The sequence below is a fragment of the Microcoleus sp. Pol17C6 genome, from assembly GCF_036701145.1.
Lineage (GTDB): Bacteria > Cyanobacteriota > Cyanobacteriia > Cyanobacteriales > Microcoleaceae > Microcoleus.
Genome location: NZ_JAUBQH010000058.1, coordinates 29531 through 45242, shown reverse-complemented (window position 1 = coordinate 45242; position 15712 = coordinate 29531). Strand labels below are relative to the sequence as shown.

Sequence of the window (15712 nt, the reverse complement as noted above, 5' to 3'; positions counted from 1 at the left end):
ATTTAGTTGTTATGGCTTGATAGCCATACTAGCCGTCCCTGAGTATTTTTACTCATTTAGACTAAACGAATCGCACAGGACTGTATTGATTTTAGACCTTCGTCAGCAAATCGGCTATTAAGGAATAAGTCTGTTGGCAGTTGTCATTAGTCATTAGTCATTAGTAACCATTACCAATTACCAGTTACCAATGCCCGATGCCCCATGCCCCATGCCCAATTCCCAATTCCCCATTCCCCATTCCCCGTTTCCTTCTCTATGATTCCAGTTATTTCGACTATTCCTGTGGTGCAGCTTGCTTCGGGCGATCGGCTTTCACTGCAAGTCTATCAGTTCCAAGGTGCGATTCCCGGCAAAAAAGCTTATCTCCAATCTAACCTCCACGGCGCTGAGATTAGCGGTAATGCTGTGATTTACCAATTAATTGAGTTTTTAATGTCTTTGGACAGCAGTCAGTTAAGCGGGGAAATTTGGCTGGTTCCGGTTTGCAATCCTGTAGGTGTCAGCCAGCGATCGCACCATTTTTCTCCTGGTCGCTACAATCTTTATGATGGGGTAAATTGGAACCGGATTTTCTGGGATTTTGAAAAACAAGGGGAAGATATTCTGGGTTTTGCTAAGTCTCACATCCATCTTGATGCCGATACTGTCAAAGTTAATTACAGAAAAGCGATTGCTTTGACTTTTGCGAAAGAGTTGGAAAAAATTAACGCTCCTAGTTGCCGCCCGTACAGCGAACTTTACCGATATCAGCTACAATCTTTGTGTTTGGATGCTGACTATGTGCTGGACTTGCACAGTTCTACGAATCAAAGTTTAGATTACCTTTACTGTTTTAATTCCCGCGAGGAGAGTGCGAAAGCTTTTTTGCTCGATCGTGCAATCTTGATGGACGAGTACGACGGCGATGCTTTTGACGAGGCGTTTCTCAAGCCTTGGCTGGCGTTGGAGAAGATTTTAGCAGAGTTGGGAAGTGCGATCCAATTTGATGTGGAAGCTTGGACTTTAGAATTAGGTTCGGGGATGGAAATGAATCCCGAGTCGGTGGCGAATGGCTTGCGGGGCATCAAAAATTACTTAGCAAGTAAGGGTTTATTGAAATTAGATGGATTTCCTCTCCGGGAAACTGCAGCCCATCAAGTTATTTTCACCCCCAAGAATTCGCTGAACACATACTACGCGCCGGCGGGCGGGATGATTCAAAATCGAGTGCAATTGGGGAGTTATGTCAAAAAGGGCGATCGGCTTTATCAAATTCTCAGCTTTAATAAGAATGGGGAATTTCCGAGTTTGGTTGATGTTTGTGCTGAGTCGGATCTTTTCATTTTTGATGTTTCGACCAATCACTCAGTAAATCAAGGAGAGTATGTATTGTGTGTGATGGCAGATTGAGAATACCAAGAAACCGGGTTTCTTGAAGAAACCCGGTTTCTGAAAACCTATTGCTAGTCGAACCATAAATTACGATATACTCTTGAATAGCGCTTGTTTAAATTCCGCCGCATTTGTATAATAAATATCAGGATTGTCAATTAAAGCGCGATCGATAACGGTGGCTAGCGGTTGAGGAATCGCACAAGTGCGATCGCGCACAGGAACCGCATCATTTTGTAAAACCGCCAAAAACGGATCTTGACCCTGCAAATTTCGTGGGGAATATCCCTTTAGCATCACATACAAACAAGCCGCTCGATTTGCGATTTTAGATTATAAAAACTTCTACTCCCACCCTTAGCAAGGGGGGGAACAAGAGTTTTTAGCGTGCGTCAGTGCGGAGATTCTAGATTTTTGAGAAGATAACGCACACTGACGCACCCTACAATTTAAGGTGACGGTTTATGGTTGAATGAAAATACCGATCGCATTATGAACTCTCGCAGCAGTTGACGGAGGTCGATCGAGCAAACTACCTCCCAAATACAAACTCGTCGAACTTCCCCCATCCAAATTTAAAGCCTCCACAGCACCCATTTGCTGCAATATCTGCGCCAGTTCTGCGAAATTTGGCCCCGCCCCGCCCGCGCGGTTGTGCACCGCTACAATCAGCAAATTCCCCGCAGCATTTCGCCCGATCGCACTTCTAATTGCTGTCTGTCTAACATACGCATCGCTAAACCCTTCCGCCTTCGCATCCAGCACAACTCGACTGTTTTGTACCAACACAGGCCCGCCGCCGAGAATGTACGGAAAACGGTTGAAATCAGCAGGAAAAGTGTTAGTTTCTAAACGCAATAATGTACCGGGAGTGAATTGAGAGGCAGGCGAAAAATCGGAACGCAAAGCCAAAATATAACCGTTAGCTGGAATGGGAAAACTTGTTGTTCCCGGCGCACCTCCGGGGGATTGGCTGACAACCCGGTCGCCTGCAACTGTCACAACTATTTCATTGCCCGACAACGGAGTATAAGTTGTTCCCCAATCAGAATTGTAGCGACCGATTCCCGGTTGTACGTAGGCACTATTGAGATGAGAAACGGGCAAAGGTTGATTGGCAGGACTTATCACAGTTTCTTGCAAAGTTAAACGAGCGATCTCAAATTCGCCCAAATCGTTCCAGGCGATCGCCCCCCGGTTCAATATCGGCCCGGAAAGCCATTTATTGTCCCGCCGAATGGCTCCTAAAGCTAAGCGATTAATTCGATTGAAAAAACCTGCATTAATTGCCGCAGCCGCACCCGACACTTCTGCTGTTTGCAGTAAAGGTGCAGTGCCTTGATCGGTCGGCGGATTGCTGAGAATTGGTCGAATTTTTATACCGGATTGACGGGGATTAACTTCTAACCAAACTACTGGAAAACGAGCAGTTCCTAAATTTTTATACTGCTGCCGCCACTGCACACCGGGCGCCCAAACAATGTTTTTTTCTACTAACGAATCTGGCCGAATGTCGATAACTAATCGGTTGGGATTTCCCAGGCTGAAAACTTGCGGCCGCCAACCTAAAGGAATCTTCACTTTGACTTTAGTTCGATCGCCGTCAGGTTCGACTTTTAGTGATAGCAATTGTTGGCTGGTTTGAAAAGTGTCCTGAAGTAAGGCGGGAGCCACTTTGGCATCGATCGCGATCGACCATTCTTGACCGACGATCGGCGCTGCGGGCGTTATTGGCAGCGGGAGGGCGGGTTGGGTCGGGTCGTCTGGTGTTTCGAGGTTTGGCGCTGCGCGGAGGTTTTGCAGTGGAATAGCGGGCTTTGTGGGGTCGTCCGGGGGGTTGGGCGTGGGTGTCGGCGACGGGCTTGGTTTATCGACAAAGTTAACTTGCCAAGGGGCTGGCCGATCGAGATATACAACAATGCGATCGCCCGATTCTATTTCCGCTTGCCGAATTCCGGTAACACTTGCAGTTTGAGAAGTAATTTTGAGAATATTCCCATCAGCAGATATCTCCCAGCCCGCAAGTCTAGCAAAATCGGTAACATCTAAGTAACGATACGAGCCTGTTGCCCGCGCTGCTAAGTTTTGAGCACCGGTTAAAGATACCGAAAACCACTGCACCGGTTGTTGGGCACTGTCGGCGCTGCTAAGCAAATCCACTCCCGCACTTTGCATCAATCCAACGTCAGCAATCCAAGTTCGGAAATTCGCAGAAGTGCTGTCTGCCGGCTGCTGAGTCCAAGCTAGGGGCAGAATGCGACCGTTTAGAGAAACTTGGCGACCTTGTTTGATTGTGGAAGCTGGCGGTAGGGATTGAGTCACAAACTTAAAGTCCGACAGGGGTTGAAACCCCTGTCTCATAGCTGAAGTTCTCTCAAGAGAACTATGGCTCAATATTTCAGTCGGTTTTAACCGACTTTCGCTATCAGCCAGGGAATTCATTCCCTGGCGGGCTCTCGAAGCATGAATCAGCGCAGCCCTCTCCCCCTCTTGTGCTCTTGCGGGTTGATTCCACACTAAAGACGGGGCGATCGCCAGTACGGGTAAAATCGAGACTGACAATATTGGACGCCAATAGAAAAAATTACCTTTCACAGCTTACAACTCACAATTTCACTTCAAAACGCATGGGGATGTAGAAATCCGGAACATCCGTATGTCTCTTCTTACTAAATCCGATATTTTTGGCGATCGCACTAATTGCCCTCAAGCCCTACTACAAAAGGCTCACCCCGGAATAGAAATCACAAACTCCGAACCCTGCCCCAAAGAAGAATTTACGAGTAACGTGCCTCCATGTTTTTCCACAACAATTTGGTGTGCGATCGACAATCCTAACCCGGTTCCTTGACCCACAGGCTTGGTTGTAAATAAGTGGTTAAAAATGTTTTCCTGGACTTCCGCCGACATCCCCACTCCATTATCCTTAATCCGAATCAAAACCTGATTTTTGTCTTCGCTCAGAGCAGTTTGAACCGTGATTTGATTAGGTAGGGCTTTAATTTCACTAAAACTGCGCTCCTTATTTGACTCCTCCAAAGCGTCAATGGCATTAGCCAGCACATTCATAAATACCTGGTTTAACTGTCCGGGAAAGCATTTCACTAGGGGCAAGTTACCATACTCTCTCACCACTTCAATGGCAGGGCGCAATTCGCTGGCTTTTAAACGGTGCTTGAGAATTAGCAGAGTGCTTTCGATCCCATCGTGAATATTGAAAGAAACGGGTCGATCGCTATCTGCCCTCGAAAACGTTCTCAAACTCGTACTAATATTGCGAATGCGCTCGACTCCCTCCTTCATTGAACTAATCAATTTGGGCAAATCTTCCCGCAAATACTCCAAGTCCATCTCTTCTATTTCGGCTTCAATTTCCCCTCCGGGATTGGGAAATTTTTCTTGATACAAATCAATCAAATTGAATAAATCCCCCACGTATTCTTGAGCAGGTTGCAAGTTGCCGGCGATAAAGCCTACGGGATTGTTAATTTCGTGGGCTACCCCTGCGACTAAATTTCCCAGAGCCGACATCTTTTCACCCTGCACCAATTGCAGTTGCGTCTGTTTGAGATCTTGGATAGACTGCTCCAGTTTTTGGGCATAATCCTGAGATTGTTGATAAAGCTGTTGAGATTGCTGATATAAGCGGGCGTTTTCCAGCGAGATGGCAGCTTGGGAACAGAGGATGTTGAGGAGAGCGACGCGATCGCCAGTGAATGCCCCTGTCGTCAGATTATTTTCCAAATACAGAATTGCCATCATTTTGCCTTGATGGATAATCGGAGTACATAGGATGCTCTTAGGTTGGTGCTGCTTGATATAGAGGTCAGAAGCAAATATTAATTCAGTCTTGACATCATCGAAAACTAGGATTTTCTGGGTGCGTTTGACGTAATTAATGACAGTCTGGGGAATTGATTCGCTCTCCTCAATCCCAATAGTTTCTTGCAGAAGACAGCCTTGGCGATCGCTACAGTGGACGGCGATTGTCCACTTGTCGTCTTCTTTCAAAATCAATACTCCTGTTTGAGCGCCTGCATTCTGAATCGCTACTTCCATAAGGGTAGTGAGCAATTGTTCCAGCTTAATTTCGCTAGACAAAGCTTGATAAGCTTTGATAACAGTTGGTAAATCTATTACTGTGGTACTCGTACTTCCAGCAATTGTTTGGCGATGGCTAGAAATCAATGAAGTCTCATGGGAGATAGTACCTTCCTCAAACGAACGAGCTTTCTCCTGTTTGAAGATAGGAGCCAGAAGTTCGGGGTAGCGTTGTTCTAAATCGTCGATTTTTGATTTCGCTCCCCACCGAGCATAAGCATAGTAAGCATCTATTAGATATACCTGACTAACTTTTTCTTTCCCCCATGCCAAGTAAAATTTAGCAGCCAATTCATTCGCTAGAGCTTCCTCGTTGAGATAATCGTTTTCTTTAGCAAGAAAAATGGCGCGATCGTAACTCTCCATCGCCTGCACATTTTCACCCAGCACTCGGAACAGTTCGGCTTCCACTAGGTAACATTTGTGAGAGAAATTCATGGGGGCGTGATGTGCCCATTTATGAAGGGTTTCCTGGTTGCTTTTCACTTTTTGCAGATGTTCTTGTTTCTCTTCCGATGAACCCACCTCGTGACAAACTCCCAGCCGTGCTAGAGAGTCATAAAAGTAGAACATCGGCACATTGAGCATACCTGTCACCGCGTCTAAATACTGTTCGGCTTGCCGAGCATTTTCTAAAGCTTGCTCGGTTTCTCCAAATAGGTAACACACAAGCATTTTATGGAAGTACAAATAGTGGAGCCCGTTGCGATCGTTTGCTTGGATGTGAAAGGGGAGCATTGTTTCTTCATTGTAGGCATCTCCCACAAATTGACAGGGGTTTTCCGATCGCCCCAGCAGATTTAATAAAGCCTGATGAACGATTTGAGTATAATTTAACGCTGCTTCTTGTTTAAATTGAACCAGCGCCTTGCAGTAAGTCGCTACCTCCTCTTCGAGTCCGGTAATTTCCCGACCGATTAAATATGAATATTGAGAGATTTCTTTGGCTGAATATCCTAATTCTAGCTCTCCCGTTTCCAGCCCTCTCGTGTAGCCCTCTTTTAAAAGAGGGATGGTTTCTTTAACATGATGTTTACCATGTATGATGTGAACGCCTACTGTATAGTATACTTTAGTTTTTAGGTAATTAGCATTAAATAAATCCACAATATTTAACGCTAATTTTCCAAACTCAAACCCTGTTTCAATGTCTTGAACTACACCGCTTAATACCAATCCATACAAGCCGTAAGCAAAAGCAGATAAGGGAGCATTCCCATAACTAACCGACAAATGAACCATTTCGACAATAACCAGTGGCAGGAGAAGTGGAGCCGTGATGTAGGCTGGAGAAACTAAACCTGATAAAATTCGTAAGGCTGCTTGCTTTTGGAGATTTTCCATTTCTGGCAAATCAATAAAGTCCGCAACTTTTTTGCCAGCAAAAAGTGACGCCGTTTGTTCTAGTCTCTGCTGAATATCTGCCGGAGTTGGATTTTCTGGAAAGCAGATTCCCAAGAGTTTGAGAACTGCTAACCCCATTTCAACTGCTTGTTGAGGTTTGACTTGCGCCGTACAAGCAGAAAGCTCGATTTCATAAACTTTGACCTTATCCAGCAGCGTTTTGGCATGGTGCTGGACTAAAGCTGCTAATTCCTCCATTTCCTGAAAATCATAGCTCAGGTATGCAGTTTCTGCCGCTAATACGTGCAGTTCCAGGGCTGTTTCATAGTGAGTGTGCCAGCTATCGGGAGCTAGGATTTCCCTGCCAAAACTTAAATATTTGCGTGCCGCAGCATAAGCGGTAGCAGTCTTCGCCTTACGTCCAGCAATCAAATTTAACTCAGCCAGTTGATAACGCTCTGTTGGTTCGGCAATTAAATCAACACCATAATTCAACTGGTTGACTATATTAAAAATTCTCTCTTCCCTGTCTGCTGTTGGAGTATTAATCAACAAAAGTTGACCAATATTGAGGTGAGTGGATTGTTTCTGGGATTCGGGAATCAAAACGTAAGCTGCTTGCTGTACGCGATCGTGCAGAAATTTGTAATTACAGGAGTCGGGATTCTGGAACCACAAGTCAGAAGTATTGCTTTCTTCTTCTGAATTCTGATTTGTGAATTCAAACTCCTCTGAAGTGAAAAACTTATAAACTTCAGTTAGTGGGAGAATCAACCCTGCTTGCAAAGCTGGCCACAAGGTGGCTGCCGTATCTGAAGAAGATTTTTCACACACTACCGCCAGCATTTCTATATCAAATTCGTTGCCAATGCAGGCAGCTAACTTTAAAACTTCTTGCGTCTGGATGGGCAACTTTTGCAATTGAATCGCCATGAACTCGACAACATCATCTGTCAGGGCTAAGGTTCGCACGGTCGCGATATCGCACTGCCAATACCGCTCGTCAAAGTTAAAGGTAATTAGCCCATCTTCATGCAATATTTTGAGAAATTGTGTGCTAAAAAATGGATTGCCTTGGGTTTTTTGATCGACCAGTTCTGTTAAGGGCATAGCCAACGCTCTAGAACAAACTAAAGTATCGGCAATCAAACAATTCAAATTGACGCAATCGAGCGGCGCGAGGGTGATGGTATTGAGAGTAGCTCCCGTTTGTTGAATGTCGGATAATGTCACTACCAAAGGGTGTACAGGACTGACTTCGTTATCTCGATACGCTCCAATTAAAAAGAGATACCGCCGATCGCGATCGCTCGTCAAAAGTTGAATCAACTTTAATGAGGCTGAGTCAGCCCATTGCAAGTCATCTAAGAAAATGACGAGGGGATGTTCTTTGGTTGTGAAGAGTTGAATGAAGTTCTCTAATAAGCGATTGAAGCGATTCTGGGCAGCACTGCCCGAAAGCTCTGGTGCTGGTGGTTGCTCTCCGATAATCCGTTCTAGTTCAGGAATTACCTCAACGATTACCTGAGCATTTTCGCCCAATGCTGCCAGGATTTGAGTCTTCCACTGTTCAACTTTAGCATCTGTTTCGCTCAGCAATTGCTTCATTAAATCGCGAAAAGCTTGTACAAAGGCTGAGAAGGGTTGGCTGCGTCCAAATTGGTCGAATTTGCCTTTAATGAAGTAGCCTCTAGCTGCAACAATCGGTTTGTGAACTTCGTTGACGACGGCGGTTTTGCCAATACCTGAGTAGCCAGCCACCAGCATCATTTCCGCGCTTCCTGCACTTACGCGATCGAAGGCTGCTAGTAGGGAGAATACTTCGTTCTCTCTACCATATAATTTTTCGGGAATGAGGAAGCGATCGCACAAATCTCGCTGCCCTAGTTTAAAAGATGCGATTTCTCCAGTTTGTTGCCACTGGTACAAACAAGTCTCCAAATCAAACTTGAGCCCGATCGCACTTTGATACCTATCTTCAGCATTCTTCGCCATTAGTTTGCTAACAATTTCAGACAGCACCAATGGAACGCTTTTGTTAAGGTTATGGAGTGGGATTGGCTGCTTGGCAAGGTGGCAGTGTACTAACTCTATGGGATCTTCGCTTTGAAAAGGCAACTGTCTCGTCAGCAGTTCGTAGAATGTAACTCCCAGAGAGTAGAAATCCGTGCGGTAGTCAATGCCTCGGTTCATTCGCCCAGTTTGTTCGGGAGATATGTAAGGTAAAGTGCCTTCCAGGAGGTTGGGATTTTGAACTTCTTGGGTTTGGCGCGGCAACCGGGAAGCGATGCTGAAGTCAATCAGCTTAACTTGTTTGCTGACAGGGTTAATTAAAATATTGGCAGGTTTGAGGTCTTTATGGATGATGTGGTGGCGATAAAGTCCGTCAAGCGAGTTGGCAATTTGAATGGCAATGGGAAGAAACTCGTTAATAGGCAATCCTTCCAGAGGTTCCTTGCTGGCGAACACTAAACTAGCGAGGTAGCTATTTAAGGAAATTCCGCCAAAGTCTTCCATCACCAGAGCATAGTGGTTATGGTAAGTCTCCAGGCTGTATGCCTTGACAGTGCCGGGGATCTCTAAGTTTTTAGTAATGACAAACTGATTGCGGAAGTGAACCAGTTCGTGGAAGCGGGGAAAGTCATTTCGCAGCAGTTTTATCACTACGGGCTGCTGATCGGAAGACCGACGGGCACGATAAACTAGAGTTCGATTGCCTGCGTATATTTGCTCGTTAATCTGATATCCTCGAAAAATATTTGTTATGCTAGCCATACCTACCTATTCCTATTACTTCTGTCAAGTCTGAAGCTTTTTAGAGTTAATATCTACTATTTTCGCTCTATCGGCCGTACTATTCATTAATTATACTTAGTTTAATCTACTTTGTACCTCAAATTATAAAAACGCCATTTAAAAAACAAGATTTAATATTTTAGGTAAGAGATGTTGATCAGGCAGTTAAGACTAAGTAGAAAATGAAGGAGGCTAACGCTGATTGAATGACATCAGTTCATTGAATAGGAACTTAAGAAGCTAATGAATAGGATAAAAAGAATGGTGAAAAATCCTTGCTTAGCTAAGTAAATTAACGATGGGTAGTGGTATCGACTCCTGTTTCTGGATTGAATACTTTGCAAAAGTATTTAAGAGAGGCACGGTTGCGGTTAATCCGCAATACAACCAGCCAAGAAGGCTCTAGTTGCGGAGTCGTGGTAAAGAAAATGCTATATACCAAAACCCCTATTTGCAAGTGTGGTTGTGTATTAGCTCGCTACGAAAACGCAGCTATAAACATCCTCCAGGAGAGGATGGGGTACGGTCGGGAAGACCGATACCTCTGGATTAAATCTAGGCAACGCTTGGGGAGAGATGAGATGTACTGAAGAAGATAGAAATCCTGCATCAGCAAATCGCCTCAACGAATCAAGAATCAAGCCCGTCTTTAGACCTGAGAGTGTCAAAAAAGTTTGTGGGTAAAAAAATAAAAAATAGGCTTATGGAAAACTGTCAACCTTTTTCGGCTAGGCATCTTAGCCTGGGTTCTGGACATCGCTGACAAGACTTGCGCGCAAACTCTGAGTGTAAGGGGTGAAATTTTATCAATTTTTTGATAAACTTGATGTTCGCGGCTTGAGAGTTGACTTCACAATAAGACAGGTTTCACCAGTTGTGAACCGCGCTGCTACATTGCACCTACCGACTGAGCGGGCAGGTGGCTTTTGTGTCTGCGGGCGCTGACGAAAGCAACTCAACAGCGCAGCAAGCAAAATAACGCTAAAGTTACTATCTACCTGAGTCCGCAAGGCTACCCTTCTGAACTCAGGAAAAACCCACACAAAAAACTAGAGCGCCTGCAATGTATCTAGTTGCAGGGCGGCGATCGCCCAAAGAATCACTGCTTTTTAACAGCAGGGTATTCTAGGAGACATCTCCGAGGGGATGCGAGCGAGATAATTTAAAATCTGCAAACAGGGTTTCAGTGCTAAGTACAGGCCGCATAGACGTAAATTTTTAATCAAATCAGCTTCCAACGTGCTGTCTTAAAGTTTACTAGGCTCCCACCGCTCGGCAGCCTTCTCTCTCCGAGCTATAAAAACGCATCAACCACACAATCACGGAAATAACATTCAATCAACATGGGTAACACGATCGATCCAAACAGAAACGTGCATCAAACTGAGCGAGGAACTCCATTCGCCGGCCAAAGCTGGTTAGTGGAAGAAAGAGATGCCTGCGGTGTGGGCTTTATTGCCAACCAAAGCGGTGAAGCCACCCACTCGATTATTGAGAAAGCGCTCCCAGCTTTAACTTGTCTAGAACATCGCGGCGGTTGCAGCGCCGACCAAGATTCCGGCGACGGTGCGGGTTTGATGACTGCGATTCCTTGGGAATTGCTGGATGCTTGGTTTGCCGAACAGGGAATTGTGCCTCCCGCACGGGAAAACTGCGGCGTGGGAATGCTGTTTCTGTCTCAAGATAAATTTCAAGCGACTATAGCGCGGCAGGTGGTTGAGCAAGTTCTGACCGATCGCGGGCTGAAACTTTTGGGATGGCGCAAAGTTCCCATTGTACCGTCGGTTTTGGGCGAGCAAGCGCTAGAAAATCAACCTCAAATCGAACAAGTAATTGTCAGTTCACCGCAATTAGCCGGAGACGAACTCGACAGACATCTATTTCTGGCGCGCCGCACGATCGGACACGCGCTGTCAAATCGCCCTAACTTCACCCGCGAAGACTTTTATACTTGCTCTTTCTCCTGCCGCACGATCGTTTATAAAGGCATGGTGCGATCGGCCGTACTGGCAGAATTTTACCCAGACCTGAAAAATCCCGCTTATAAAAGCTCCTTTGCCGTCTATCATCGGCGCTTCAGCACCAACACCCTGCCCCGCTGGCGCTTAGCCCAGCCGATGCGCTTGCTGGGACACAACGGAGAAATTAACACGCTGTTGGGCAATATTACCTGGATGAAGGCGCGGCAAGCCAATTTAGCTCACCCGAATTGGAGTCAAGCGGATATCGACACGTTTAACCCAATTGTCAATCCTGAAAGCAGCGATTCGGCAAACTTGGACAACGTGATGGAGTTGTTGGTACACTCCGGCCGCACCCCCCTAGAATCCCTGACAATTCTGGTTCCCGAAGCCTACAAAAATCAGCCGGATTTGGCTCCTTATCCAGAAATTGTCGATTTTTACGAATATTACAGCGGCATTCAAGAACCTTGGGACGGCCCCGCACTGCTGGTGTTCAGCGACGGGAAACAAGTAGGTGCTACGCTCGATCGCAACGGTTTGCGGCCGGCCCGCTACTGCATTACTAAAGACGGTTTGGTAATTGTGGCTTCCGAAGCCGGAGTTGTGGATATTCCCGAAGCAGATATTGTCGAAAAAGGCCGTTTGGGGCCCGGACAAATGATTGCAGTTGACCTGCAAACTCAAGAAATTCTCAAAAATTGGCAACTCAAACAGCGAATTGCTAAGCGGCATCCCTACGGCGAATGGCTGCAAAAACACCGCGAAACCTTGGAACCGCAGCCTTTTGCCGAAACCCCAACCCTCGACTCGCAAACGCTGTTGGCAACCCAAACTGCTTTCGGTTATACAGCCGAAGATTTGGACATGGTGATCGTCGAGATGGCGAGTTCTGGGAAAGAACCGACTTTCTGCATGGGCGACGACGTTCCCTTGGCTGTGTTGTCAGAAAAGCCTCAGTTGCTGTACAACTATTTCAAACAGCGGTTCGCTCAAGTGACAAATCCGCCGATCGACCCCCTGCGCGAGGGGATGGTGATGTCGCTGACGATGAATGTGGGCCTGCGGGGCAATTTACTGCAAGCAATACCAGAAAATGCCAAGCGGCTAAAAATTGATTCCCCCGTACTCAACGACGCTGAACTGTCTTTCTTGAAAGAGCAAAAGTCTTTCCCAGCTACCGAATTGTCAACGCTTTACAAAATTGCGGCCGGGCCTAGCGGTTTGAAAACAGCAGTCGAGCAACTTTGTCAAGAGGCGGCTCAAGCGGTGCGCGAGGGTTCGAGAATTCTGATTTTGAGCGATCGAGTCTCGAAGGCAGAAGGCGAATCTTCTGTTGGATTGAGTGCAGAATGCACTTATATTCCGCCCTTCCTGGCAGTTGGTGCGGTTCACCACCACTTAATTAGCGTCGGCCTGCGGATGCAAACTTCCCTAGTTGTCGATACCGCCCAGTGCTGGAGCACTCACCATTTCGCTTGTTTGCTCGGTTACGGTGCAGTGGCTGTTTGCCCTTACCTGGCATTGGAAAGCGTGCGCGCCTGGTGGTCTGACCCCAAGACTCAAAACTTGATGCAGCACGGCAAAGTTCCCAATATTACCGTGACGCAGGCTCAAGCTAGATACCGCACAGCGGTGGAAAACGGCTTGCTGAAGATTATGTCGAAAATGGGGATTTCGCTGCTGGCTAGCTATCAGGGGGCGCAAATCTTTGAGGCGATCGGCATTGGCGGCGATCTGCTCGATTTGGGCTTCAAAGGCACGGTTTCTCGGATCGGCGGTTTGAGTGTCGCGGAACTGGCTAACGAGGTAATGTCTTTCCACAGTCAGGCTTTCCCAGAATTGGTTCTGAAAAAGCTGGAAAATTTCGGCTTCGTGCAGTACCGCCGGGGCGGCGAATATCACATGAACAGCCCGGAAATGGCCAAGGCTTTGCACAAGGCTGTGACTACTTTTAAGGCTCAGACTAACAGTAATGGCAACGGGGCCGAACCCAAAATGACACCAATGGGTGACAAAAATTCGGAAAGTGCCTACGACCATTACGAGGTTTACAAGAAACAGCTCGAAAATCGCCCGGTAACGGCTTTGCGGGATTTGCTGGATTTTGCGAGCGATCGTCCTTCGATTCCTCTGGAAGAAGTAGAATCTGTAGCAGATATTGTCAAACGCTTCGCCACGGGTGGAATGTCTCTCGGCGCTTTGTCCCCGGAAGCCCACGAAACGCTAGCGATTGCCATGAACCGCATCGGCGGCAAATCCAACTCCGGGGAGGGCGGCGAAGACCCGGTGCGCTACAAAGTGCTAAACGATGTGAGCGCGGCGGGTTTCTCACAAACGCTACCTCACTTAAAAGGTTTGCAGAACGGCGATACAGCTTCTTCATCCATCAAACAAGTAGCTTCGGGACGCTTCGGGGTGACTCCTGAGTACCTGATGAACGCCCAACAAATCGAAATTAAAATCGCACAAGGTGCGAAACCGGGTGAAGGCGGTCAATTGCCAGGGCCGAAAGTGAGCGAGTACATTGCTTATTTGCGCCGATCGAAACCGGGTGTCACGCTGATTTCGCCTCCTCCTCACCACGACATTTATTCGATCGAGGATTTGGCGCAGTTGATTTTTGACTTGCACCAAATCAATCCGAAAGCGGGAGTCTCGGTGAAGTTGGTGTCGGAAGTCGGCATCGGGACTGTAGCCGCCGGTGTCGCTAAGGCAAATGCTGATGTGATTCAAATTTCCGGCCACGATGGCGGCACCGGTGCTTCACCATTGAGTTCGATTAAGCACGCAGGTTCTCCGTGGGAACTCGGATTGACAGAAGTTCACCGGGTGCTGATGGAGAATAAATTGCGCGATCGAGTTTTACTGCGCGTTGACGGTGGCTTTAAAAGCGGCTGGGACGTGATTGTAGGCGCTTTGATGGGCGGCGAAGAGTACGGTTTCGGCACCGTGGCAATGATTGCAGAAGGCTGCATTATGGCTCGCGTTTGCCACATGAATAGTTGTCCGGTAGGGGTGACAACTCAACAAGAACACTTGCGGAAACGGTTCCCCGGAACCCCGGAACACGTTGTTAACTTCTTCTATTTCGTAGCACAAGAAGTGCGGAGTTTGCTGGCGAAATTGGGTTATAAGTCGATCGCAGATATCATCGGCCGCGCGGATTTGCTGAAAATGCGCGATGGGGTGCAACTAACTAAAACTCAAGCGATTAATTTGGATTGTTTGACCAAGTTACCTGATACTAAGAGCGATCGATCTTTCTTGATCCACGGCGACGTACATACCAACGGGCCTGTGTTAGACGACGATTTGCTCGCGGATGCTGAGATTAAAAGTGCGATCGCCAATCACGGTACTGTTAGCAAGAATGTAAAATTGGTGAATACCGATCGTACTGTAGGCGCACGTTTGGCAGGTGCGATCGCACAGCAACACGGCAACACCGGCTTTAGCGGTCACATCACCCTCAACTTCACTGGTAGTGCGGGCCAAAGCTTCGGCGCGTTCAATTTGCCGGGGATGACGCTGGTACTGTCAGGCCAAGCCAACGACTACGTTGGTAAAGGGATGCACGGCGGCGAAATCGCGATCGCACCGCCGGCTGGTGCGACTTATGATGCTTCCGAAAATGCGATCGTCGGGAACACTTGTTTGTACGGTGCGACGGGGGGAACTCTGTTGGCTGCGGGTAAAGCTGGCGAACGGTTTGCGGTGCGTAACTCAATGGCGAAAGCTGTGATTGAAGGTGCGGGCGATCACTGCTGCGAGTACATGACTGGCGGCGCGATCGTGGTGTTAGGAAAAGTCGGGCGGAATGTCGGCGCTGGAATGACTGGCGGCTTGGCTTATTTCCTCGATGAAGATGGCAGTTTCCCGGCTCATGTCAACGGGGAGATTGTGAAGATGCAGCGCGTTTGTACGGCCGCTGGGGAGGCGCAATTGAAGGAGTTGATTGAGGCTCAGCGCGATCGAACGGGCAGCAAGAAAGCTGATAAGATTTTAGCAAATTGGTCGGAATATTTGCCTAAGTTCTGGCAAGTTGTGCCGCCGAGTGAAGCTAATTCCCCCGAGGCTTCGGAACAAAAGATTGCTGTGGAAGCGTAATTTTCCAGTTGGTTAAATAGATGAGG

At 47.2% G+C, this 15712-nt stretch carries 5 protein-coding genes; 2 read left to right on the top strand and 3 right to left on the bottom strand.

Annotated features, from left to right (window positions below):
- Positions 1-258 precede the first annotated feature (258 nt).
- Complete coding sequence (locus QUA25_RS23130) at positions 259-1392, top strand: succinylglutamate desuccinylase/aspartoacylase domain-containing protein (protein WP_333041465.1); 1134 nt, start codon at positions 259-261, stop codon at positions 1390-1392.
- Positions 1393-1461: 69 nt separating this feature from the next.
- Here the strand turns inward: QUA25_RS23130 and QUA25_RS23125 are convergent, their stop codons facing one another.
- The 3 genes from QUA25_RS23125 to QUA25_RS23115 all read right to left on the bottom strand — a co-directional run bounded on the left by QUA25_RS23125 (position 1462) and on the right by QUA25_RS23115 (position 9594).
- Positions 1462-1644: a hypothetical protein gene (locus tag QUA25_RS23125; RefSeq protein WP_333041464.1), complete on the bottom strand. Its 183-nt coding sequence runs from the start codon at positions 1642-1644 to the stop codon at positions 1462-1464.
- Positions 1645-1836: 192 nt separating this feature from the next.
- Positions 1837-3936 (bottom strand): phosphodiester glycosidase family protein, encoded by a 2100-nt coding sequence (locus QUA25_RS23120; RefSeq protein ID WP_333041463.1) that lies wholly within the window; start codon positions 3934-3936, stop codon positions 1837-1839.
- Positions 3937-4101: 165 nt separating this feature from the next.
- Positions 4102-9594, bottom strand: a complete 5493-nt coding sequence (locus tag QUA25_RS23115; RefSeq protein ID WP_333041462.1) for an AAA family ATPase — start codon at positions 9592-9594, stop codon at positions 4102-4104.
- A 1364-nt stretch (positions 9595-10958) separates the two neighbouring features.
- Between QUA25_RS23115 and QUA25_RS23105 the strand changes: the two genes are divergently transcribed.
- A complete protein-coding gene (locus tag QUA25_RS23105; RefSeq protein WP_333041461.1) occupies positions 10959-15686 on the top strand; it encodes a glutamate synthase-related protein in 4728 nt (1575 codons plus the stop codon).
- Positions 15687-15712: the final 26 nt, after the last annotated feature.

What these genes read in the sequence shown, in the direction of transcription:
- QUA25_RS23115 (WP_333041462.1), bottom strand. Translation starts at nt 9,594, where the DNA reads ATGGCTAGCATAACAAATATTTTTCGAGGATATCAGATTAACGAGCAA.
- QUA25_RS23105 (WP_333041461.1), top strand. Translation starts at nt 10,959, where the DNA reads ATGGGTAACACGATCGATCCAAACAGAAACGTGCATCAAACTGAGCGA.
- QUA25_RS23130 (WP_333041465.1), top strand. Translation starts at nt 259, where the DNA reads ATGATTCCAGTTATTTCGACTATTCCTGTGGTGCAGCTTGCTTCGGGC.